The sequence below is a fragment of the Hyphococcus formosus genome, from assembly GCF_046736345.1.
GTDB lineage: Bacteria > Pseudomonadota > Alphaproteobacteria > Caulobacterales > Parvularculaceae > Hyphococcus > Hyphococcus formosus.
Genome location: NZ_CP157210.1, coordinates 2648471 through 2669458 on the forward strand (window position 1 = coordinate 2648471; position 20988 = coordinate 2669458).

The window sequence follows — 20988 nt, forward strand, 5'->3', positions numbered from 1 at the left end:
TGTACGAATTATTTTCTGAATTGATCAGCAATGTCTTTCATGGAGAAGGGAAAGACAATTGTGTTGGTTCGGTCGCCCGCAATGTCTTGGAGCGAGTTAAGATAACGAAGCTCCATTGCGCCCGGTGATGTTGCAAGGATCTCTGCGGCTTCGGAAAGCTTTGCCGCTGCTTGATGTTCACCTTCCGCAAGAATGATCTTCGACCGTCGCTCCCGTTCGGCTTCGGCCTGACGGGCAATGGCGCGGATCATGGAAGGATCAACATCAACATGTTTGATCTCAACATTCGAAACTTTGATACCCCATGCTTCGGTCTGGTTATCAAGGATCGCCTGGATGTCTTTGTTCAGCTTGTCCCGCTCTTGCAGCATCTCGTCGAGGTCGTGCTTACCGAGAACCGAGCGCAGGGTCGTTTGCGCTAATTGGCTTGTTGCCGCCATATAGTTTTCGACCTGAACAACTGCGCGCACGGCGTCAACAACGCGATAATAGATCACCGCATTGACTTTAACGGAAACGTTGTCTTGGGAGATAACGTCCTGGGTCGGAACATCATGCACCAAGGTCCGCATATCGACTTTGCGCATTTGCTGGATAATCGGAACAAGAAGGATAAGCCCCGGACCCGAGGCTTTATTACCAACTCGACCAAGCGTGAAGATAACGCCCTTCTCATATTCCCTGAGAATTTTGATTATGTTGGTTGCCAAAAACAGGGCAACCAGCAGGAAGGGGAGGAAATATCCAATACCGCCAAACATAGGCTTTTCCTTTGATTAGCGCCGATACACGTTTGTGCGTCAGGCGGGTTTCTTCTTTACTTGTAACTTTAGGCCATTCACCGAAGTAACGGTTACCGCGTCACCAGGGGCAAGGTCATCCGCAGAATTCGCGCTCCATAATTCGCCGCCTGCCGAAACGAAGCCCTTGCCATTTTCCCATTCGACCACTTCGGCATGATCAACATTCATCTCATCGCCCAGCCGAAATGGCGTTTTCCAACCCATGAAAAATAGGCCGTACACTTTTGCGATGGCAACAAGGGCAAAACCGATCAAAAAGGTTACACCAATAAACACCGCCGGATTGGAGGGCATGTAAATAGTTTCCATGATCCGGATTTAAGCCTCTTTGGGTTGCAATCCACTTAAAAACCCACTGGACTTTGCTTGTTTCACCACCAAAACGAGGCCTTCAATCTCTATCACACGCACCTTGTCGCCGGGGGATAGCGGCTTGTCGGATCGGGCCCGCCAGCGCTCACCCTCAACAATGACCCATCCCTCACGGCCGTCCCATTCATCCACGATGCCCTCGCGGCGGCGAATGGCTTCTGCGCCGATCATCGGGCCATGGCTGCGTGAACCGACTATCGCAAAAAGAACAAGGGCTAGAAAACCGCCGGCTGCGGCGAGGATTGTGCCAATCACCGGTGTCGAGACTCGGAACCCATCGGGAAAGACGACGTAAAGACCGAAGCCAAACAACAATAGACCTGCCAATCCTATGAGCCCGAATGTGGGCGTATAGGCTTCGACCGCCATGAAGACAGCGCCTATGCCAATCAATGCGAGGCCAAGCCCGTTATAAGGAAGAACCTGAAAGGCATAAAAGCCCAGCAGCAAGCAAGTGATGCCCACCGCACCGGGGAAGATCGAACCGGGGTTCCACATTTCGATGATGATGCCGGTCGTGGCCAGCGACATCAAAATAACAGCAACATTTGGATCGGCAATAAAGCTTAGAATGCGTTCCGCTAAGGTCGGTTCTATTCGTTCAAGCTTCACATTCTCCGTAGACAATGTTTTCTCGCCCGAAGCCACTTTGACTGTGGTGCCGTTCATTTGCGCCAAAAGATCATCAATGTCATCGGCAACAATATCAATGACATTCAATTCCAATGCTTCATTTGCTGTAATCGAAACTGCATCGCGGACGGCACTTTCGGCCCAATCTGCATTACGGCCCCGTTCCTCTGCCAGCGCGCGAATATAAGCAACGGAGTCATTTATAATCTTGGCACGAAGTGCATCTGGCGTTGATAGGGGTGCAGAAGGTTCGGGTTCGTTGGCGCTGTCGGTTTCTTCGCTTTCCGCTTTGGATTGGCTTTCTTGTGTTTCTGTTTGGTCGCTATCCTCGCTCGGTTCTTCTTCTGTTGGGGTTGCGTCTTCAAAGGGGTTTTCATCCGATGGCGCGCCGCCCACTTCAACCGGGGTTGCAGCCCCGGTATTGGTCGCCGGTGCCATTGCGGACACATGGGCCGAATACATGATGTAAAGCCCGGCGCTGGCTGAACGTGCGCCCTGTGGTGATACATAGGTCGCAACGGGTGTGTCAGAGGCCAAGATGGCTTTGATGATGGTTTTCATGGAATCCATCAGGCCGCCAGGCGTATCTATTTCGAGAATGACAATTTCTTTGCCCGTATCCGATGCCGCTTTGATTTCTCGTGCGAGATATTGGGCAACGGGCGGTGTGACCGCACCATCAAGGGTTAGAATAACGCCGGATCGGTCATCGCTTGGGGCGGGTTGCGCAATTGCAGAAAGGCCAAACAATACCGCACCCAGAACAAGAAGCCCGGTCAGAAACTGAAGTCTTATTTGTTTAGCCATCATGTCCTCACCCCTCGTGATGCCCTCCCTTTAAGATAGAGGTGAATTGGCGGGAATCAACGGGAGATTGAAGCAAGATGTGAAATCAAAGCTTTGACCGGTTTAATCAAACCACTGTAACCCTCAAATATCAGGGGCCAGAATGTCTGAAGAATAGGCCTCGTTCCCAGTTGAGGAGGAACGAATGCGGCAGATCGTTCAAATCATTGCTGCAATCTATTTGCTTCATGGATTGTATATGCTGGTTGCCCCCTTTGTCTGGTATGAAAATACCCCCGGTGTATCGATGCTTGGACCGTATAATACGCACTTTGTACGCGATGTTGGCCTAGTCTATATCGTAACAGCAATCGGGATTATTTGGGGCGCGCGACCGCGCAATGCCAACCTGTTGTTATTCGCGAGCGTCTGGCCTGCGCTCCACGCGATCTATCACGCATGGATGTGGACCGGTCGCGATTTCGCCCTCGATCTTGTGGCGCTGGTAAATCTTGTGGGTATTCAGATCCCCGCATGGCTTACGCTCTATGGCGCAATGCGCATGCGGCGATCCGAGAGATTGATTTAATAGGCTGCGATTTCGACTTCGTAGCCTTCTTTACGCAGATTATCGATAATCCGGTTCAGATGCTCGCGGCCCTGCGTGTCGACCGTGACGTCCATGCAGGTCATTTTCGCAGGCAAATCTGAATAGGTTCGGTGGTGGCCGACATCAATCAAATTGCCATCCTGATTGGCGATAATTGTTGCGACACGGACGAGTTGTCCCGGCATATCCAAAAGCTGGATGCGCAAGCGCGCCAACCGGCCTGACCGTGCGAGATCGCGCATCAGGATCATCGATAGGAGTCGCGCATCGATGTTGCCGCCACAAAGAACAAGCCCGACTGTCTTGCCGGCGAACCTTGCTGGATCATCGAGAATGGTCGCGAGCCCTGCGGCACCGGCACCTTCCACGAGAACTTTTTGCTCATTCATCAATATAGACAGGGCGCGTTCGAGAATCCGTTCATCGACCAACACAATATCGTCAATGCTTTGCGCCACAATCTCGCGGGTCAACATGCCGGCTTCTTTCACAGCGATGCCTTCGGCCAATGTGTTGCCGCCGGTCGGGCGCTCGCCGCCGTCGCGCGTATTTAACATTGACGGAAACAGAGCGGTCTGTACACCGATCATTTCTGTTTCAGGGCTTTTGTCTTTCACGGCGAGTGCCATGCCGGCAATCAATCCGCCGCCGCCAATCGGAACGATCATCGCGTCGAATTTAGGACCATCTTCTAACATCTCAATGGCGATGGTTCCCTGTCCGGCGATCACTTCAGGGTCATCAAATGGATGGACGAAGGTAAGACTACGTTCATCTTGAATTTTCGCCGCGGCCAGTTTCGCTTCGTCGAAATCATTCCCGACAAGGACGACTTCTGCGCCAAGCTCGCGCGTTTGGCGTACTTTCACATCCGGCGTCGTGATCGGCATCACGATGGTCGCAGGAATTCCCAAAGCGCGGGCGTGACGGGCCAGGCCCTGGGCGTGGTTACCCGCCGACGCGGCAATAACGCCGCGCGCACGTTCGTCGTCGGAAAGTAATAGGAGCTTGTTGAGCGCGCCCCGTTCTTTGAAGGCACCGGTATATTGCAGGTTTTCAAGTTTCAGCCAGATATCGGCACCGGTCATCGCGGACAGTTTTTCCGCGTGAATAATTGGCGTGCGCGTAATCCGTCCTGCGATGCGTGGCGCAGCAGCGCGTACGTCATCAGCGGTAGGAAGGGCGGCAGGCAATATTTGCGGTTTCATTGTTCTATCCGTATCTAAGTGGCCATATTCAAGGCTAAAGGGCGTTGCTGCCCTCGATCTATCGCAGCGCAGCAACACTGCCCATTTGGCGCAAATGTTCATTGAGGTCTAGTTTTTTGGTTGAAAATTATCATCCCGATCCAGTTTTTGTTCGTCTTGGCGATAAAAATGGCGCGCCTTTCTACGATCCGGTCACGGCTGCCGATTTTCCCGAGACAATACTGCGCTATCGCAACCAGCGCTGGGCCGAGCGGGTCGGGCTAGGCGATCTCAGTGAAAAGGCTTGGCTATCCCATTTCGGCCGGTTTTCGCCGCTGCCGGACAATCAATCCGGGCCGGTGGCGATGCGCTATCACGGCCATCAATTCCGTTCTTACAACCCCGATCTTGGCGACGGGCGCGGGTTTCTTTTTGCGCAATTGAGAGATGACCACGGGCGGCTCCTAGACCTAGGGACAAAAGGGTCAGGCCAGACCCCCTATTCTCGGGCAGGCGATGGCCGCTTAACGCTGAAGGGCGGTGTGCGAGAAATTCTGGCGACCGAAATGCTAGAGGCGCTCGGGGTTTATACCTCAAAGACATTTAGCCTGATCGAGACCGGTGAAGCCTTAATGCGCGATGATGAACCTTCGCCAACCCGTTCGGCGGTGATGGTTCGGCTTTCACATTCGCATATTCGTTTCGGCAGTTTCCAGCGCCTTGCCTATGAAGAGAATTATGACGCAGTCAGGGCGCTTGTTGATTATTGCGTGACCCATTTTTATCCGCATCTTTCGTCGACAGCGGGTGATGAGCGGATCGTCGAATTTTTCAAAGCGGTCATTGCCAACACGGCGAAACTAACGGCGCAATGGATGGCGGCGGGTTTTGTTCATGGTGTTCTGAATACGGATAATATGAACATAACCGGCGAGAGTTTTGACTATGGGCCCTGGCGTTTTATTCCAACCGCAGACCCTTCTTTTACCGCCGCTTATTTCGATAGGACAGGGCTTTATTCCTTTGGCCGTCAGGGTGAGGCATGTGCGTGGAACCTTGCGCAATTGGGCGGTGCGTTATCACGCGTTACTGATATTGATGCGCTAAATGAAGCGCTACAAACCTATCCGCCGAATTATGAAGCCGCGATGGCCGACGCATTTTTTGCGCGGTTAGGATTGCTGCGAACGGGCGATAATGATTTCAGCTTTGTTGCCAATTTCCTGCGCTGGTTGAACGAAACTGGCGCGCCCTATGAACAGGTTTTCTTTGACTGGTTCTGCGGTGCCGCATCGCGAAAGCGCCCAGAACGCAGCCCGATCGCGGAGCTTTACGTTCAGGATAAATTCAAAGATTTGGGGATCGCGCTTACAAGTTATGATCCGGATCGGCCTGAGCGTCTTGACCATGAATATTTTGCCGGATCGCCGACAACGATGTTGATTGATGAAGTTGAAGCGATCTGGGCACCGATTGCGGAATCTGATGACTGGTCCCGCCTGGAGCAGAAAATTTCAGCAATCGGGTCAATGCGCGAGGCTTATGGGTTCGAGGCCTCGTCTTATGGCTAGGCGATTATTTCTTGCGGTTGTCGAGGTGTTTGACGCTTCGCTCGATAACATAAAGGCCCGCAACTGCCATATTTGTGCCGATAAAGCCCATAATGACCCATTCGACCAGACTGAAAGTCTCAAACGCTAATATCGGCATAATCAAGCTCTCCCTTCTCGATTACGCATAGTCTCGGGCAAGTTTATGAAAATTTTGCCCAATTTTTTCGGGTCAATGGCTAACGGCTGGTAACCTCAAAAATCGCGGATTTTCAGGGCTGCGGGTCATTTCCGGCCAGTTGTCTTGTTTCCAAGCGTGATTTTTACCGTTAACATCTGGTTACGGGCCCCCGTGCCATCCCATCGTTGGGGAGGGTGGTAGGCGAGGGGTTGTCAGGGGAAGTCGTGAGGGGTCGATGACATCCGAAGTCGTGTTGATGAACCGTCAAGCAGTGGCAATGGCGGCAGATAGTGCGGTTACTATTTCCGGTGATCGCTATCTAAAAACCTATCAGTCTGTCGATAAAGTGTTCCCGCTGGTTGATAATCAACCGGTCGCGGTGATGATTTATAATAATGCTGAAATTATGTCGACGCCGTGGGAAACCGTAATCTCGCTCTATCGCGAACAAGCGGGCGGACGCTCGCTTGATACGGTTGCCGATTATGCCGAAGACTTCATGGAGTTTCTCTCCGGCAATCCGGACCTGTTTCCCGCAGAACATCAGGATACCGAATTTTTTAAAGTCGTCGCGGTTGTGTTTACGGTGCTGGCTGAGGAATTTGACCATCAAGTTCGGCAGTTCGCGGAATCGCGCCAGGGCAATGTGCGCGATCATATATCTGCGATTTTTGAATTTGTTGTCGGGCAAATGCACACCGATTATATGCGGTGTCCGGATGATAGTCCGCGCAGTGAATTGCCCTGTTTCCCGAAGGGAATGTCCGAACAGATCCGCCGTCGCTATGGGAATGAAATTGACCAACTGATCGGCAGCTTGCAGGGGTCGTTGAAAAACGAATATCCGGGGCTGGTTATCTCCGATGATACCCGGGCGCGCCTTCGGGAAATCGCTGTTCATGCTGTCGTGAAAGATGCGTTCTTCGAACATTATACGGGCGTTGTTTTTGCGGGGTTTGGGGCGAGAGAGAAATTCCCGTCGATGCGGTCTTATCTCGCGTCGAGTGTCATTCTCGGAATTTTAAAACGTAAGCGAGATCGGCAAGCCGATATCGGCGCAGACTCCGGGCCGGTTTTTCAACCCTTCGCACAAGACCGGATGATCCGCACCTTCCTGACTGGGATGGACCAGTATCTTCGGATGTTTGTTTATTCTGAAACGCTCAAGCTCTCGATGGGGCTGGTTTCGGATATCGTCGGGCGAACACCGAACTTATCGGATGCGCAGCGCAACGCAATATTCCGCGATTATAGCGAGAACAATCTCGGCGTTGCCTTGAACGAGTTTTTCCGGTCCATCGATAATTATCAGTATGCAGTTCATACGCGGCCAATTTTGCGGGCAATCAATTCGCTCCCCAAAAAAGAGTTGGGTGAAACAGCGGCGTCCCTGATTAAATTGAATTCATTCCAGCAAAAAGTGATGCATTCTGTCGAAACCGTTGGCGGCCCTATTGATGTTGCCGTCATTACACGGAATGGCGGTCTTGAATGGCACCGCGAGAAACCGGATCTATAGGAGCGCGTAATGAGTGACAGGCTAAAACAGATTTGGTCAGGTTTTTCAGGAACCACAACCCGCCATCTGACAGGTCGCGGCGTTGATAATATTCTTGTGCCCCACCGCAGCGACTATGCGGCGACCGACGAAAACTTTCTGCCAGAAAATTTCAGTGCGCCCGCCGAGGCCGCGTTTTCTGCATTGCGTGAAAGTCTTGCCGAGAAAGAGAAACTGTTCGGCAGCAAGAAGAAAAAACGCTACACCCCCAAGCCCGGTGCAATCCCGTCTGAGGCCGAAGATTTCGTGGCTGCGACTGCGTTTTCCGCTTCCGGCGATGATCTGATCCGTGGTCTTCGGGCGACGGCGATGCGGGTAGAGCGCCCTGATATCGATTATGGTGCCTATTTCGCGTCGAGCGAAGGGAAGGCAGCGTATAAGAAATACAAGAAAAAGAAGCGCTTCGGGTTCTTTTAATCGCGAATTTCGAACTTATCGCCGCCAAAAGGCTCGTCGCTGCTTGAAGCTGGCAAGCGGGCCTGCCATCTCCCTATTTCATCAAAGGGAGAAATAAATGATTGTTACCACTACTGATGGTGTGCCGGGCCGTGAGGTTGCATCAAGCGTCGGTGTCGTCGCTGGCGAGGCGATCTTGGGGGTAAACATCTTCCGCGATCTTTTTGCGGGGATCACAGACATTCTGGGTGGTCGTTCGGGCGGCTATCAAAAAGCTCTTCGCGAAGCGCGCGACCATGCCATGCGGGATATGGAAGAGGAAGCCAGTCGGCTTGGGGCTGACGCCGTTGTCGGCGTCGATATCGACTACGAAGCGGTCGATACCCAAAAAGGCGCTATGCTCATGGTGTCGTGTAATGGAACGGCGGTGACACTCCGTTGAGTGTCACCAAAGAACGCAGCTTTTAGTGCGCGTCGTCTTCAGTAGCGGCCTCTTCGGCAGCTTCTTCATCTTCTTCGGCCGCTGGTGCTGGTTCTGGGAAAGGAACAGGATCAGCTGAGAGCGAGCCAAGATAGGCAAGCAGATCCGCCCGCTGGTCATCACGTGGGAAGCGCTGAACCATGGCTGTCCCCGGAATGTATTCCTGTGAATTCTTCAGATAAGCGTCAAGACGCTCATAGGTCCAAACACCGCCGGCTTCTTGCAGGGCATTGGTGTAGCTAAAGCCAGCATGGCCTGCGACCGGGCGATTGACGATATCCCAGAGATTTGGACCTGTGCCGTTGGCACCGCCTTCTTCGAAAGTGTGGCAAGATCTGCACAATGCAGCCCGGCGTTCGCCGCCGGCGGCGCTCGCATTGGCCAGAAGCTCAGCCAAGCTGACTTTTGGTTCTTCTTCTGCTGGGGCCGTCGTTTCCAGCTGGATATCACCGCCATAGGCCAGATGAAGCTCGTCGCCACCACCATGATGACCACCGCCAAAAAGCGCAGCCGTCAGCTGTGGAAGGCCAAAAATCAGGAGAAGAGCGGCCAGAATTGCCGCCGCGATTTTGTTGCCAAAAAGTGGGTCTTTCATGGAACGGTCCCGGTAAACTCGAAAATCAATGCATTTCGCGCGCCCAAGGGCGTCATGCGGTTAAAAGTCGACAGGTTCGTAACGGTCTTCTTGCACTTGTGCAATCCTGCGCGTTCACCCGGTGGCGCGGCCTTTTCACGCGGGGGGCACGGGGTCGGGCGGGTAGGGCCGTCGGCATTGCGATTGCATCCCTGAAAATCCTTGGGCATAAGCCGAAACGGCCATATTTGCGCCGCCAAGGGGCGGCGTGGGGCCGAAAGAGGGACAAAATAGATGAGTGAAGAGGCAAAAAGTTCGGTTCGGTTGATCAGCTATCAAGGGGAGCCCGGTGCATTTTCCGAGCAAGCCTGTAAGGCCTATGCACCGGATTTTACGCCTTTTGCTTGCGGGACCTTTGACGAGGCGGTGGCCGCCGTGGCGGATGGCCGGGCCGAGCGGGCCATGTTGCCGATCGAAAATTCGCTGGCGGGCCGGGTGGCTGATATTCACCACTTATTGCCGCGTGCGGGCCTTCATATCATCGCCGAGCACTTTTTGCCGGTTGAGCACAATCTCTTGGTGAAGCCGGGTACAAAGCTCGAAGACATTAAAATTGCGCGCTCGCATCCGGTTGCGCTCGCGCAGGTGCGGGAATTCTTGGAGGCTAACAACATCCGGCCGGAAACGGCAGGCGATACCGCGGGCGCGGCCCGTCGCCTTGCGGAGTCTGACCATATGGACGAAGCGGTGATCGCGTCCGAACAAGCGGCCGAGCTTTATGGGCTGGAAATTCTCGCACGGAATATTCAGGACGCCGACCATAACACCACCCGATTTTTGGAAATGGCCAGCGAACCACAGGATGCTGGCCCTGATGATGGTCCGGTCGTCACCAGTTTCATTTTCCAGGTTCGAAACATCCCGGCGGCGCTTTATAAAGCGCTTGGCGGCTTTGCAACCAATGGCGTCAACATGACCAAGCTCGAAAGCTATCAGCTAGAGGGATCGTTCAGTGCAACGATGTTCTACGCGGATATTGAAGGGCACCCAAGCCATGAACCTGTTCGTTTGGCGCTGGAAGAATTGAGCTTCTTCTCGTCTTCCTTGCGTATATTGGGCGTTTACAAGGTTGGCCGCGAGCGCGCGTAAGCGCTAGCGGGCCCAAACCTCCAATAATTGCCGCGCAATAGTAAAGCGTGGCGGGACGAAAATACCTTCCGGGGCGTTTTCGTCCTTGGCGAGCAGTAACCTGATGTCGCTTTTGGCGACCCAGCAGGCCTCTTCAATTTCATTCGTATCAAGATTTAAATCACGGCCTGTGGCATCGGCGATGAAACCCATCATCATTGAAGCCGGGAATGGCCAAGGCTGCGAAAATTGATAGCGAACATCCGTAAGAGTGACGCCCGCTTCTTCAAAAATTTCTCGCCGCGCGGCTTCTTCCGGTGTTTCGCCGGCTTCGATAAAGCCCGCCAGCGCCGATAAAAATCCCGGCGGCCAACCCGGTCCGCGTCCCAACAGGCACGCATCGTCATGGGTTGCCAAAACAATGGCCACAGGGTTGGAGCGCGGAAAATGAACCGCTTCGCAATTAGGGCACTGACTTTTCGCGCCGCCTAGCTCAAGCGCCGTTTCATGACCACATGCAGAACAGAACCGGTGGGTGCGTCGCCATTCAATCAACCAGCGGGCGTGGCCAATAATCGATAGATCCTCGCGGCTGACCACGCTCGCAGCTTCGCGCAGCGGCATATATTGGCCAATGTCAGAAAACGCGGCGGCCTCTGGTGTTTGACCCGTCGCCGACGCGTCGATACCGAAATAGGCACGGTTATCTTTAAGCCCCAGAAATACAGTGGGCGCAGATTGCGGGAATTCTCTTCGCGCCGCCGCCGAGAGGAAACCGGCGTCTTTACCGCCAATTACCAAGGGATCGCCGCGCCAAAGCGGGATCATAAGGCTATCCGCATCCGCAAGCCGGTCTCGGATGAAAGCCTCATTGTCTTTTTCGTTGTTTAACCGCGCCAAAGGATTATTGGCGAACCAGTTCGGATTAGCAGCAATTTCCATGGTTGGTTATCTCGGACAGCTTTTTGGGCGATGCAAGCTTTATGCGCTGTTGCGGAGCCATGCGGTTACACTTGCGCGCCGGAAAATCATGATTAGCACCGCTAAAACCCACGTCACGCAGGCCGAATAAAACAATGCCGGAGAATATTTCGTCGGCGAACCGGCCGCCCATTCAACGGGTGTTTCGATCCCCAATGGAGTGAAGAGATGAAAAATGATCGCGCCGCTCATAATGCCGAAGGCGGCCAGCGCCCCGAAAAATTGTGACGGGCCAATCAGCGCTTTCTTCCCTGTGAAATGCAAAATCAAGGGAAGTCCGATCAGCAAGATCGACGCGGCCAGCTCGCCCAGGCCGATGATCCACGGGCCGGCCGGAAAAAACAGAGCAATGCCCGACCATTCTTTCAAGGTCGTGAAAATATGTTCAGGGGTTGGGTGCCCGGTAAATTTGAACCGCAGCGAGTCGAGAAAGATGGCTGAAATAAAGAGCCCACCACCCCAAAAGAGAAGTGTTCCGGCGATATTATTTTTACGGATCATGAGGTCTCACCACGGTTATGGGCCCGGTCAAAACCCGAAATGGCCCCAAAATTTATCCCCAAAAGCCTATCACAGGCGGGAAAAACCCGGACAACACAACGCACCCACTTGCAATCACGAAGACGAGCGCAGATATTCCGTCTCGGAAGGCTGGCGGACGTGCTTCTCGCCAACCCGGTCAGGTCCGGAAGGAAGCAGCCGCAACGAGTTTTCGGCACGGGTCGTTCAGTCTTCCACCTTTCGCCTCAGAATTTATCGCCCTTTCGCAAGCAATCGATCGATTGAGCGCGATTGCGCGGCATTTTGTGTAAAAATGGATGGTTGAGCCAACTGACGGCCCCGGCATATTAATGCTATGCCTTTTGGGGGTAGTGGTCGGAGTTTCATGACAGAATCGGACAAATCAATCGAGACGGCCAAGGACGGTGCCAAAGCGGCCGCCTATCAGGTGCTTGCCCGGAAATATCGTCCGCAGAATTTTGACGACCTGATTGGCCATGGCCCGATGGTCAAAACCCTGCAAAATGCATTTGCCTCTGACCGGATCGCCCATGCCTATATCCTGACCGGGGTGCGCGGTGTCGGTAAAACCACCACGGCGCGGATCCTTGCCCGCGCGCTCAACTATGTTGGGCCAGATGGCGAAGATAACGGCCCTCAAATCGAGATGTCGGTCGAAGGCCGTCATTGCAAAGCCATCGCTGAAAGCCGCCATCCTGATGTTTTAGAGATGGACGCCGCGTCGCGGACCGGCGTTGGTGATATCCGCGAATTGATCGAGGGCGTGCGCTATGCCCCGGTAGAAGCGCGATACAAAGTCTACATCATCGACGAAGTGCACATGCTCTCGACAGCGGCGTTTAATGCGCTATTGAAAACGCTCGAAGAGCCGCCAGCGCATGTGAAATTTATCTTTGCGACGACGGAAATTCGCAAATTACCGGTGACGGTTTTGTCTCGTTGCCAGCGTTTTGATCTTCGCCGCATTGATCCGGATGTCCTTACCGATCATCTGGGGTCAATTGCGGAAAAAGAAAACGTCAAAATTGACCGTGATGGATTGTGGATGATCGCCCGCGCTGCCGAAGGGTCTGTGCGCGATGGGCTGTCTATCCTCGATCAGGCCATTGTTCAGCATGCGGCACAAAAAACTGATGATGCGGTAAGCGCCGAAATGATCCGCGATATGCTTGGCCTTGCGGATCGAAGTTCTGTTTGGGCGTTGCTGGATGCGTGTTTCAAGGGTGATGCCAAAGGTGCGCTCGAAAATTTCCGCGCGCAATATGATGCGGGCGCAGAACCATCGGCGATCTTGCGCGATCTTTTGGACCTCACGCATTTGCTCACCCGGATCAAAGCGGCGGGCCCTGCAGCGGCCTCCCATGGCCCGGCGGGCGAGGCGGATGCAGAGCGCGCGAAAACCATGGCGGATGCGCTTGAGATGAATGCGCTGACCCGCGCCTGGTCGCTCTTGATGAAGGGGTTGGGCGAGACGCAAATTGCCCCCGACGCCGCCGCATCGGCGGAGATGGCTCTTATTCGGCTTACGTTTGCGGCGGACCTGCCGACCCCCGATGAAGCCCTAAGGGCCTTAAAAAAAAATAGTTTAGGTGGGGCAACCGGGTCCCAAAATGCAGGCGGTGGGCCAAATGGCGGGCCACAGGCGTCCCAGCAATCGGCGCAAGTTTATGACCTTCACCCCGCGCCCAAGCCGGTTTCATCGTCACCGCAAATCAAAACCTTTAAAGATGTGATCCGGCTTGCGGGCGAGAAGCGCGATGCGGTTTTAAGGGTAGAACTTGAGTCCTATATTCACATTGTCTCCTTTGCGGTGGGGCGGATCGAACTACGCCTTCATGATGATGCGCCGCCCGATCTTGCGAACCGATTGGCCCTGCGCCTAAAGGAATGGACCAAGAGCCAATGGGTGATTTCGGTCACGAATGAGGAGCAAGGCGAGGAGACCGTGCGCGGCGCGCGCGAGCGCGAAGTGATGGAACACCCCATGGTCATGCACGCCATGGAACTCTTTCCGGGTGCGGAGGTTACGTCTATTCGCGAGGTCGAAGCGGCGATTGCCCCGGTGCCCGATGACGATGAAGACATGCCGATCGACCCGGATGATGATGCGGTCGCCGCCGCCATGTCTGCAAACAAACAAAGACAGGAAACAGGAAAAGCGTAATGGATATTGGTGAGTTGATGAAACAGGCCGGCAAGATGCAGGCCAAAATGCAAGAGGTGCAGGAACAAATCGCTGACCTTGAGGCGACCGGTGAAGCGGGCGCAGGTATGGTCAAAGTGGTTCTGAACGGCAAGGGCTATGCGAAATCGGTAACGATTGAGCCATCCTTGATGAAAGAAGATGACGCCGAGATATTGGAAGACCTTATCGCCGCGGCCATCAATGATGCGAAATCGAAACTCGAAACCGCAACCCAAGAACATATGAAAAAAATGACGGCCGGTATGCCATTGCCGCCCGGTATGAAACTGCCGTTTTAAAAGAGTATTTGTTGCGTTATGCCCGCATCTCCCATTGGTCCCGAATTACAGCGCCTCATTGATCTCCTTGCGAAGATGCCGGGGTTCGGGCCACGCTCGGCCAAGCGGGCAGCGCTTTATCTTTTGAAAAAGCGCGAGCCGGTCATGCGTCCGCTCGCCTTTGCGCTTGATGACGCGGCCAACAAGGTCAAGGCATGTAGCGTCTGCGGCAATTGGGATTCGATTGATCCGTGTGCGGTTTGTGAAGACATAGATCGTGACAACACGGTTCTTTGCGTAGTTCAGGACGTTGCGGATTTATGGGCATTGGAACGGGCCGGTGCGCATAAAGGCCGGTATCACGTGTTGGGCGGTCTGCTATCGCCGCTCGATGGGGTGGGGCCTGATGATCTCAATATGGGGGCGTTGATCGCGCGCGCGACAGAAGGCACGATTACCGAGGTTGTCCTTGCCCTGCCCAGTACGGTTGATGGCCAAACAACGGCGCATTATCTGACCGAACATCTTGAAAATGGTACGGTTAAGGTAACACGCTTGAGCCAGGGTGTGCCGGTTGGCGGCGAGCTTGATTATCTTGACGAGGGAACGCTCGCGGCGGCTATGCGCTCGCGCCGTCCGTTTTAATCCGTCTCAGGATAAAGAACGCAGCAATAGAAACCACGATAAGACAATAATTGATCCCCATTTGCCTCGGGTCGCCCGGCAAGAGCATGGGCAATAAAAACAACGCCGCCAAAATAAGGTGGTCAAATGGCCGCCCGTTCTCGTCCTTGGCCAGCAATGCCAATGGCACCGCAATGATGATCAGTTCATAATAATAGGCATAGGGCGCGACGAAAAATGCCCCGCAACAGACGACCGCCGCTTTTAATGCTGGGCTTCGCGAATTGCGCCAGACAAAAACAGTCGCCGCGATCGCCATTAGGGCCACCAATATATGCGCGGCGAGTGCAAGGCTCTTTGGAAGCCCGATCATCGCAAGCCCGGCATAAAGGGTCGGCATTTTGAACAAGGGTAGCTCGCCCGTGCTGATCCGTGATGTCGTGCCGAGAACGCTTTCAAAAAACGCTGCCCACGGAGCAATGCCAAAGGCCAGATAGCTTGCCACCCCAAGCGCTACCGCGCCCATTGCCGCAACCGAAAAAGCCCGCCAATGCCCGCCCGCCATAAACGCAAAGGGAAGGAGCACGCCTAATTGTGGTTTCACCGTTAACATCGCCGCGCAAAGACCGGCAACGACCGGGCGTTTGTCGGGCAACAGTGTTGCGCCCAGAAACAGCGCGGCGGTTAGGAATCCGTTCTGACCCGTAACTGCGGTGTGAAAGGCCACCGGCGAGAAGATCACCGCAACAAGCGGCCAATGGCGAAGGCCGCTCGCATGCGCCGATGCGGCAAGGGCGGCGATCGAGCCGCCGGTCCAAACCGCATAGCCAAGCCCATAGGGCAGATAGGCCAAAAAACCGATCACGAAGAAATAGGTGGGCGGATATTGCCAGCTTAGGCCCCAACGCTCCTGCGCGGGGGCAATGCGATTCAACCACGCCTCAAATGTGACGGGGTCGTAAATCGCCGTCATCTCTCCCGCTGCCATTGCTTTGGCCGCGGTCCAGAACGCTGCGAAATCGCCCCCGACGGGTGTGCCAGCCGGGGTAACGAGGTTCCGGGCTAGCAATAGCTGGAGGATGAAAACCGCACCCATCGATAACGCAACGACGCCCACGCCAATTTTGGCGTGCCGCGCGGATATCCGAATATCGGCCGTTTTGGTCAGCGTGGTTTCCATGACCCGACAATAGGGTTAACGGCTAAACAAAGGATTGATCGCGCGAAAATCAGCCGGGCTGGGGATTAAGAATCGGCAGGCCAAATGGCGAATCGGCCTAAAAGTCAATTATGATTTATCAAACTCTAGACCGCGCGGGCCTCGCGCCAGATGCGCCGGCCTTTTGGCTGGTTTTGTTTCTATTGATCGGCGCGATTTATTTTTTGCGCGCCAATACCAAAGCCAATGGGCGAAATGTGCAATTGCGCTCAGAGCTCGAGCAGGCTCGCATTGACCTGGCTTCGGCCCGCGAACAAGCCGGGGCGGTCGATACGTTGCGTGATGAGCTATCGGTCGAGCGCGATGAACGTGAACGCCTGCAGCGCGATGCCGCCGCCAATCAGGTCAAGCTTGAGGAACGCGAACGAGCGCTCGCGGAACTGAAAACGCGGATGGAAACGGAGTTCAAGGCAACGACTGCGCAATTGCTCGAAGGGGCGAATGAGGCATTCCTAAAACGCGCCGCAGAGACTTTTCAACGCTATAGCGAAAACGCCCAGAATGAAGGCGAGAAACGCCGCAAGGCGCTCGATGATTTGTTGAAACCTGTGAGCGAGACCCTGACGCGGTATGAGACGGGCCTTGCTGAAATGCGCGCCGAGCAGCAAAAATCGCGCGGTGCACTGACAAACCAGATCGGCGAGCTGGCTAAATCGACACAAGACGTTCGGACAGAGGCGCAAAAACTTGCGACGGCACTACGGGCCGGGCCGAAGACTCGCGGCCGTTGGGGCGAAGAACAATTACGTAACGTCGTCGAAATCGCCGGTATGAATGCCTATGTGGATTTCGTCGAGCAGGCCAGTCACGATGATCATGAACAACGCCGGAAACAGCCGGACATGGTTGTACGTTTGCCCGGCGGGCGCGTGGTTGCGGTCGATTCCAAAGTGTCGCTCGGCGCTTATCTTGATGCAGTCGAAGCGGAAACCGACGAGGCACGTGCAAGCCATTTGGCGCGTCATGCGGATGATATTTGGAAGCATGTTAAGGGGCTGTCGGCCAAGGATTATGCCACATCGCTTCGGGACTCGCTCGACTATGTTGTGATGTTTGTTCCGGGTGAGAACTATTTCTCAGCGGCACTCGAGGCCCGGCCACAGCTCTATCAAGACGCGTTCGACCGCAAAATCCTGATCGCCTCGCCGACAATTTTGATTGCCATGCTGAAATCCGCTGCCTTGAATTGGCGTCAGGAAAAAATGACCGAAAATGCGCAAGCCGTGGCGGCAATGGCCAAGGATCTTTACGATAGTCTGCGGGTCATGAGTAACCATCTCGGCGGGCTAGGTAAGGCGCTCTCTGGTGCGCTCAATAAATACAACGCAACCATTGGCGGATTTGAATCGCGCGTGTTACCGCGCGCGCGTAAATTCGCCGAATACGAATTGCCAGGGGTCGAGAATAATATCGATCCGCTTGATGTTGTCGAAGGGTCGCCGCGTTTATTGCGCGATACGTCTCCGGATACGGAAGATGCCAGTAAGCAATAATTAACTACCCCTACCGCAAGGGGAAGGGCGGTTTTGATTCCGGCTTTTTCGTCTCTGTGCTAACTGGATCAAGGCCCATCTGGTTTTCGTAAATTGAAGTATATTCCACGGTGGGCTGCGATGCCGGGCCATGTTCGGCCGGCATTTCGGGTTCGGGTCGCTGTGGTTCCGACTTTTGCGCTGGGGCTTCGCGCGCTTCGAGCGCGGCAAGGCGATTGTTGATTGCTTTCAACGCTTTTTCGACCCGATGATCTTGATCGACCGGCGCGCGCGCAGTGTTGCCCATGACGGCGCTAATGGTGTGTAATGTGGCCATCAACGAAGTTGGCGCGACCATCCAAATGCGCGCGCGATTGCCTTCTTGGACGAGATCCGAGAAATGGGCGTGGAGTTCCGATAGGATGTGTTCTGATGGAATGAACATCATTGCACAATCGGCTGTTTCGCCTTTTGCGATAAGCTTTTCAGCTGCATCGGCAATATGGCGCAGAACGATGCGGCGTAGTTCAGTTTCCTTCTCGCCTTGATTGGTGCGTCCGCGCGCTTCTTGCCACGCATCAAACGCCTCGACCGGAAAACGAGCATCAATGGCGATGGGCGCAACGACGCTTGGCATGGTGATGCACGCATCCGCCGTCCGCCCAGAGCTTAGAGAATGCCCAAGCACATAGCGTTGCGGCGGCAAGGCATCGCGCAATAAATCTGATAGTTGAACGCGGGCAGATGTGACTGCGCCGGAAAATGCAGGTGTCGCAGCGGCTTGGTTGCCTGACGGGATCTGGTCAATCCGTTTGGACAATCTATCAATCGCGCTATTCACAGCGCTGCGCAGGGCATCAAATTGCTCGCCCATGAGGTTCGCAAATTCCGTGAAGTGATCTTCTGATACACTGCCTTCGGGGTCTGGTGTTTCCTGCGCAGCGGCCGCCGCCAGATTGATCCGGTTTTGAAATTCGTCCGATAACGCTGAGAGGCGTTTTTCCATAGCGATCAAGGCTTCGGCCCTGTCGGTCATTTCTGCCTCTTGCTTGCGCAAGCCCAGCGTCATGACTTGTTCTGCTTCGCGATTGGCCCGGCGAAGATCATTTGCCAGTTGTTCCGCATCTTCTGCGCGCTTTAACGCCGCTTTTGCAGTTTCCTCGATCTGAGCGATCCGGTTCTCGTTTTCGGCGAGTGCCATGGCATTCATGACCGGGTGGGTTTCTGGTTCCGGTGCGGGCTCGGGTTCTGCCATCGGTTCGGGCGCTGGTTCACGGTGCGGTTCCGCCACTACCGGTTCGGCGGGGACAGGCGTTTCCGGGAAAAAACCTTCGTCGGCCATATCGCCCATAAATTCCGGTTGCGGCTCTTCTTTTTTGGCAGGCTTTTTCGCGAACAGTCCGGCAAAGGCAGATTTTTTCTGTTGCTTTGCGGTCGGTTCTGGTTCGGGCGCTTCGTGCTCTATCCGGATTTCGGTCTCCTCGACATGTTCGTCATGCCATGCTTCTTGCGGCTCGGCGTCGCCTTCAAAGGTAATCTCTGCGTCGTCTCCGGCGGGTTCGAAGAAATTCTGGTTTTTGTTTTTTTCGCGGTTCTTAGGCGGCGAAACCGTCACTCGCCCGCGAATAATCAGCATCAGGCCGATCACAAAAATAAGGATGAAAGCGCCAAAACCCGCCCACAAAGCGGGGCCGGGCCCATCAATGATTGGTGCCACGCTGGATGACGGGTCGTCGATCACTTCAGCCACGCCTTCACGGCCGTCGGTCTCCGATTGGACCGAAGGTGCCCGCATTTGCATCGTCATACCCCCACTCGGAACGCTACTCAGTGGGGCGAGTTTAGAGGAAAAGCGTATAAAAAGCGAGGGTTTAGCGTTAACCATAATTCGCCCGGCGGTTGCGTGACCGGTGCCCGCGGGGGCGCTAAGGCATCTTGACGATTGTGGGCGGCGGTCATAGGTGAAGACCTATGAGTATTAGACCGATTTTAACCGCTCCCGATCCGCGCCTGCGCGAAGTGTCAAAACCTGTCGATAAGGTTGACGACGAACTGCGCGCGTTGATGGATGACATGTTGGACACTATGTATGACGCGCCGGGTATTGGGCTGGCGGCGATCCAGATCGGTGTGCCGAAACGTGTGATCGTCATGGATCTGGCGGGCGAAGACGAAGAGCCTGCACCACGCTATTTCGTTAATCCGGAAATCCTTGATCCGTCGGAAGAAACCAACTTGCATGAAGAGGGCTGTTTATCCGTGCCCGAATTTTTCGATGCGGTTGAGCGCCCTGCGAAATGCCGGATCAAATTCCTCGATTACGATGGCAATGAACAGGTGCTAGAGGCCGAAGGCTTGCTTGCGACCTGCATTCAGCATGAGATGGATCACCTTGAAGGGGTCTTGTTCATCGACCATCTCTCACGCCTGAAGCGTGATCGGATTTTGAAGAAGCTCAAAAAAGAACAGCGCTTCGCAAAGGCGTCTTAAGCATATAATTTAAACAGAAAACGGAGAGCCGCCATGCGTCTCGCATTTATGGGAACGCCGGAATTCTCCGTACCGGTCCTTGCTGAATTAGTTGCTGCGGGCCACGAGGTGGCGGCTGTATATACGCGCCCACCTCAACCGTCCGGGCGCGGTCAAAAACTTCGCCCTTCGCCGGTAGAAGATTTCGCGCGGGGCCTCGGTATCGAGGTTCGTACGCCGAAATCGCTTAAATCAGCCGAAGAACAACAAGCCTTTGCGGCGCTCGATCTCGATGTGGCGATTGTTGTCGCCTATGGGCTGATCTTGCCGCAGGCGATCCTCGACGCGCCGCGACATGGCTGTCTTAATCTGCACGCATCGCTGTTGCCCCGTTGGCGCGGGGCTGCCCCCATCCAGCGGGCGATCATGGCCGGGGATGAAACGACAGGGGTTCAGGTCATGCAGATGGAGGCCGGGCTTGATACGGGGCCGGTTCTTTTATCAGAAACGGTGGCGATCAGTGCCGACGACACTGCTGGTACGTTACACGATAAACTCTCTGCGGTGGCAGCGCAGCTTGGGCCCCGGGCTTTGGCCGCGCTCGAACGCGGTGCCCTTGGGGCGGTCCCCCAATCTGATGATGGTGTGACCTATGCGGAGAAAATATCGTCACAAGAAGCAAGAATAGATTGGCAAAAATCAGCGGCTAAGGTCGATCAACATATTCGCGGCCTTGCGCCCTTTCCTGGTGCGTGGTTCGAATTTGATGGTGCGCGGGTCAAGGTTCTTTTGTCCGGGCTGGCCGAAGGCGAGGGCGCGCCGGGCGAGGTATTGGCTATCGGTGATAAGGTCACGGTCGCTTGCGGTGAGGGTGCGGTGGCGCTCAAGATGTTGCAAAAATCCGGCAAACGCGCGCAGCCAGCCGAAGAATTCTTACGCGGGTTTCCGCTCAGTGAAGGTGCGCGATTATCCTAGCGCG

The 20988-nt window shown here is 54.7% G+C and carries 22 protein-coding genes and 1 other RNA gene; 13 read left to right on the forward strand and 10 right to left on the reverse strand.

Annotation, left to right across the window (positions count from 1 at the left end):
* Positions 1-8: 8 nt before the first annotated feature.
* Genes ABFZ83_RS12275 through ABFZ83_RS12285 form a run of 3 tightly spaced genes read right to left on the reverse strand, consistent with a single transcriptional unit; the run spans position 9 to position 2618 of the window.
* Positions 9-761: a slipin family protein gene (locus ABFZ83_RS12275; RefSeq protein WP_411816842.1), complete on the reverse strand. Its 753-nt coding sequence runs from the start codon at positions 759-761 to the stop codon at positions 9-11.
* 39 nt (positions 762-800) lie between these two features.
* The gene (locus tag ABFZ83_RS12280; protein WP_411816843.1) at positions 801-1112 is read right to left on the reverse strand and encodes an NfeD family protein; all 312 of its coding nucleotides are present in this window, start codon (positions 1110-1112) and stop codon (positions 801-803) included.
* Between the two features lie 9 nt (positions 1113-1121).
* A complete protein-coding gene (locus tag ABFZ83_RS12285) occupies positions 1122-2618 on the reverse strand; it encodes an NfeD family protein (protein ID WP_411816844.1) in 1497 nt (498 codons plus the stop codon).
* Positions 2619-2799: 181 nt separating this feature from the next.
* On the opposite strand from ABFZ83_RS12285, the gene ABFZ83_RS12290 reads away from it, so the two are divergent.
* On the forward strand, positions 2800-3183 hold the full coding sequence (locus tag ABFZ83_RS12290) for a hypothetical protein (protein WP_411816845.1): 384 nt from the start codon (positions 2800-2802) through the stop codon (positions 3181-3183).
* Here the strand turns inward: ABFZ83_RS12290 and ABFZ83_RS12295 are convergent.
* A complete protein-coding gene (locus ABFZ83_RS12295) occupies positions 3180-4412 on the reverse strand; it encodes a threonine ammonia-lyase (RefSeq protein ID WP_411816846.1) in 1233 nt (410 codons plus the stop codon). The two genes, ABFZ83_RS12290 and ABFZ83_RS12295, sit on opposite strands and share 4 nt — an antisense overlap.
* 116 nt (positions 4413-4528) lie before the next feature.
* Between ABFZ83_RS12295 and ABFZ83_RS12300 the strand changes: the two genes are divergently transcribed.
* Positions 4529-5962 (forward strand): protein adenylyltransferase SelO, encoded by a 1434-nt coding sequence (locus ABFZ83_RS12300; RefSeq protein WP_411816847.1) that lies wholly within the window; start codon positions 4529-4531, stop codon positions 5960-5962.
* A 4-nt stretch (positions 5963-5966) separates the two neighbouring features.
* Here ABFZ83_RS12300 and ABFZ83_RS12305 read toward each other — a convergent pair whose 3' ends face one another.
* Entirely contained in the window at positions 5967-6101 is a 135-nt protein-coding gene (locus tag ABFZ83_RS12305) for a hypothetical protein (protein ID WP_411816848.1), read from the reverse strand.
* A 256-nt stretch (positions 6102-6357) separates the two neighbouring features.
* Here ABFZ83_RS12305 and ABFZ83_RS12310 point away from each other — a divergent pair, with 256 nt between their 5' ends.
* The 3 genes from ABFZ83_RS12310 (at position 6358) to ABFZ83_RS12320 (ending at position 8518) form a co-directional block, all read left to right on the forward strand.
* Complete coding sequence (locus tag ABFZ83_RS12310) at positions 6358-7641, forward strand: hypothetical protein (RefSeq protein ID WP_411816849.1); 1284 nt, start codon at positions 6358-6360, stop codon at positions 7639-7641.
* Between the two features lie 9 nt (positions 7642-7650).
* A complete protein-coding gene (locus ABFZ83_RS12315; protein ID WP_411816850.1) occupies positions 7651-8097 on the forward strand; it encodes a hypothetical protein in 447 nt (148 codons plus the stop codon).
* A 97-nt stretch (positions 8098-8194) separates the two neighbouring features.
* A complete protein-coding gene (locus ABFZ83_RS12320) occupies positions 8195-8518 on the forward strand; it encodes a heavy metal-binding domain-containing protein (protein ID WP_411816851.1) in 324 nt (107 codons plus the stop codon).
* A 22-nt stretch (positions 8519-8540) separates the two neighbouring features.
* On the opposite strand, the gene ABFZ83_RS12325 is transcribed toward ABFZ83_RS12320, so the two are convergent.
* Positions 8541-9152: a c-type cytochrome gene (locus ABFZ83_RS12325; protein WP_411816852.1), complete on the reverse strand. Its 612-nt coding sequence runs from the start codon at positions 9150-9152 to the stop codon at positions 8541-8543.
* A 273-nt stretch (positions 9153-9425) separates the two neighbouring features.
* On the opposite strand from ABFZ83_RS12325, the gene ABFZ83_RS12330 reads away from it, so the two are divergent.
* Positions 9426-10280 carry a prephenate dehydratase gene (locus ABFZ83_RS12330; protein WP_411816853.1) on the forward strand — a complete coding sequence of 285 codons (855 nt, stop codon included), beginning with the start codon at positions 9426-9428 and terminating at the stop codon, positions 10278-10280.
* Positions 10281-10283: 3 nt separating this feature from the next.
* Here ABFZ83_RS12330 and nudC read toward each other — a convergent pair whose 3' ends face one another.
* Positions 10284-11201 carry an NAD(+) diphosphatase gene (gene nudC / locus ABFZ83_RS12335; RefSeq protein WP_411816854.1) on the reverse strand — a complete coding sequence of 306 codons (918 nt, stop codon included), beginning with the start codon at positions 11199-11201 and terminating at the stop codon, positions 10284-10286.
* Positions 11202-11240: 39 nt separating this feature from the next.
* Positions 11241-11741 carry a hypothetical protein gene (locus ABFZ83_RS12340; RefSeq protein ID WP_411816855.1) on the reverse strand — a complete coding sequence of 167 codons (501 nt, stop codon included), beginning with the start codon at positions 11739-11741 and terminating at the stop codon, positions 11241-11243.
* 141 nt (positions 11742-11882) lie between these two features.
* Between ABFZ83_RS12340 and ffs the strand changes: the two genes are divergently transcribed.
* From ffs to recR, 4 genes are all read left to right on the forward strand, one after another.
* Positions 11883-11982, forward strand: an RNA gene (ffs, locus tag ABFZ83_RS12345) — signal recognition particle sRNA small type.
* A 144-nt stretch (positions 11983-12126) separates the two neighbouring features.
* Entirely contained in the window at positions 12127-13926 is a 1800-nt protein-coding gene (locus tag ABFZ83_RS12350; RefSeq protein ID WP_411816856.1) for a DNA polymerase III subunit gamma/tau, read from the forward strand.
* Positions 13926-14246, forward strand: a complete 321-nt coding sequence (locus ABFZ83_RS12355; RefSeq protein WP_411816857.1) for a YbaB/EbfC family nucleoid-associated protein — start codon at positions 13926-13928, stop codon at positions 14244-14246. Before ABFZ83_RS12350 ends, ABFZ83_RS12355 begins: the two co-directional genes overlap by 1 nt.
* 18 nt (positions 14247-14264) lie before the next feature.
* Positions 14265-14870, forward strand: coding sequence for a recombination mediator RecR (recR, locus tag ABFZ83_RS12360; protein ID WP_411816858.1), 606 nt, complete (start codon positions 14265-14267; stop codon positions 14868-14870).
* Here recR and ABFZ83_RS12365 read toward each other — a convergent pair.
* Positions 14845-16029: a glycosyltransferase family 87 protein gene (locus ABFZ83_RS12365; RefSeq protein ID WP_411816859.1), complete on the reverse strand. Its 1185-nt coding sequence runs from the start codon at positions 16027-16029 to the stop codon at positions 14845-14847. The genes recR and ABFZ83_RS12365 overlap by 26 nt on opposite strands.
* Before the next feature lie 110 nt (positions 16030-16139).
* On the opposite strand from ABFZ83_RS12365, the gene rmuC (ABFZ83_RS12370) reads away from it, so the two are divergent.
* Positions 16140-17561 carry a DNA recombination protein RmuC gene (gene rmuC, locus ABFZ83_RS12370; protein WP_411816860.1) on the forward strand — a complete coding sequence of 474 codons (1422 nt, stop codon included), beginning with the start codon at positions 16140-16142 and terminating at the stop codon, positions 17559-17561.
* A gap of 10 nt (positions 17562-17571) precedes the next feature.
* Here the strand turns inward: rmuC (ABFZ83_RS12370) and rmuC (ABFZ83_RS12375) are convergent, their stop codons facing one another.
* Positions 17572-19347 carry a DNA recombination protein RmuC gene (gene rmuC / locus ABFZ83_RS12375; RefSeq protein ID WP_411816861.1) on the reverse strand — a complete coding sequence of 592 codons (1776 nt, stop codon included), beginning with the start codon at positions 19345-19347 and terminating at the stop codon, positions 17572-17574.
* A gap of 164 nt (positions 19348-19511) precedes the next feature.
* Between rmuC (ABFZ83_RS12375) and def the strand changes: the two genes are divergently transcribed.
* Both def and fmt read left to right on the forward strand, forming a co-directional pair.
* Complete coding sequence (def, locus tag ABFZ83_RS12380; protein WP_411816862.1) at positions 19512-20030, forward strand: peptide deformylase; 519 nt, start codon at positions 19512-19514, stop codon at positions 20028-20030.
* Between the two features lie 33 nt (positions 20031-20063).
* On the forward strand, positions 20064-20984 hold the full coding sequence (fmt, locus tag ABFZ83_RS12385; RefSeq protein ID WP_411816863.1) for a methionyl-tRNA formyltransferase: 921 nt from the start codon (positions 20064-20066) through the stop codon (positions 20982-20984).
* Positions 20985-20988: the final 4 nt, after the last annotated feature.

Excerpts from the sequence above, each read along its gene's own strand:
- ABFZ83_RS12275 (WP_411816842.1), bottom strand. The coding sequence starts at position 761 with ATGTTTGGCGGTATTGGATATTTCCTCCCCTTCCTGCTGGTTGCCCTG.
- ABFZ83_RS12280 (WP_411816843.1), bottom strand. The coding sequence starts at position 1,112 with ATGGAAACTATTTACATGCCCTCCAATCCGGCGGTGTTTATTGGTGTA.
- ABFZ83_RS12285 (WP_411816844.1), bottom strand. The coding sequence starts at position 2,618 with ATGATGGCTAAACAAATAAGACTTCAGTTTCTGACCGGGCTTCTTGTT.
- ABFZ83_RS12290 (WP_411816845.1), top strand. The coding sequence starts at position 2,800 with ATGCGGCAGATCGTTCAAATCATTGCTGCAATCTATTTGCTTCATGGA.
- ABFZ83_RS12295 (WP_411816846.1), bottom strand. The coding sequence starts at position 4,412 with ATGAAACCGCAAATATTGCCTGCCGCCCTTCCTACCGCTGATGACGTA.
- ABFZ83_RS12305 (WP_411816848.1), bottom strand. The coding sequence starts at position 6,101 with ATGCCGATATTAGCGTTTGAGACTTTCAGTCTGGTCGAATGGGTCATT.
- ABFZ83_RS12310 (WP_411816849.1), top strand. The coding sequence starts at position 6,358 with ATGACATCCGAAGTCGTGTTGATGAACCGTCAAGCAGTGGCAATGGCG.
- ABFZ83_RS12315 (WP_411816850.1), top strand. The coding sequence starts at position 7,651 with ATGAGTGACAGGCTAAAACAGATTTGGTCAGGTTTTTCAGGAACCACA.
- ABFZ83_RS12320 (WP_411816851.1), top strand. The coding sequence starts at position 8,195 with ATGATTGTTACCACTACTGATGGTGTGCCGGGCCGTGAGGTTGCATCA.
- ABFZ83_RS12325 (WP_411816852.1), bottom strand. The coding sequence starts at position 9,152 with ATGAAAGACCCACTTTTTGGCAACAAAATCGCGGCGGCAATTCTGGCC.
- ABFZ83_RS12330 (WP_411816853.1), top strand. The coding sequence starts at position 9,426 with ATGAGTGAAGAGGCAAAAAGTTCGGTTCGGTTGATCAGCTATCAAGGG.
- nudC (WP_411816854.1), bottom strand. The coding sequence starts at position 11,201 with ATGGAAATTGCTGCTAATCCGAACTGGTTCGCCAATAATCCTTTGGCG.
- ABFZ83_RS12340 (WP_411816855.1), bottom strand. The coding sequence starts at position 11,741 with ATGATCCGTAAAAATAATATCGCCGGAACACTTCTCTTTTGGGGTGGT.
- ABFZ83_RS12350 (WP_411816856.1), top strand. The coding sequence starts at position 12,127 with ATGACAGAATCGGACAAATCAATCGAGACGGCCAAGGACGGTGCCAAA.
- ABFZ83_RS12355 (WP_411816857.1), top strand. The coding sequence starts at position 13,926 with ATGGATATTGGTGAGTTGATGAAACAGGCCGGCAAGATGCAGGCCAAA.
- recR (WP_411816858.1), top strand. The coding sequence starts at position 14,265 with ATGCCCGCATCTCCCATTGGTCCCGAATTACAGCGCCTCATTGATCTC.
- ABFZ83_RS12365 (WP_411816859.1), bottom strand. The coding sequence starts at position 16,029 with ATGGAAACCACGCTGACCAAAACGGCCGATATTCGGATATCCGCGCGG.
- rmuC (WP_411816860.1), top strand. The coding sequence starts at position 16,140 with ATGATTTATCAAACTCTAGACCGCGCGGGCCTCGCGCCAGATGCGCCG.
- rmuC (WP_411816861.1), bottom strand. The coding sequence starts at position 19,347 with ATGACGATGCAAATGCGGGCACCTTCGGTCCAATCGGAGACCGACGGC.
- def (WP_411816862.1), top strand. The coding sequence starts at position 19,512 with ATGAGTATTAGACCGATTTTAACCGCTCCCGATCCGCGCCTGCGCGAA.
- fmt (WP_411816863.1), top strand. The coding sequence starts at position 20,064 with ATGCGTCTCGCATTTATGGGAACGCCGGAATTCTCCGTACCGGTCCTT.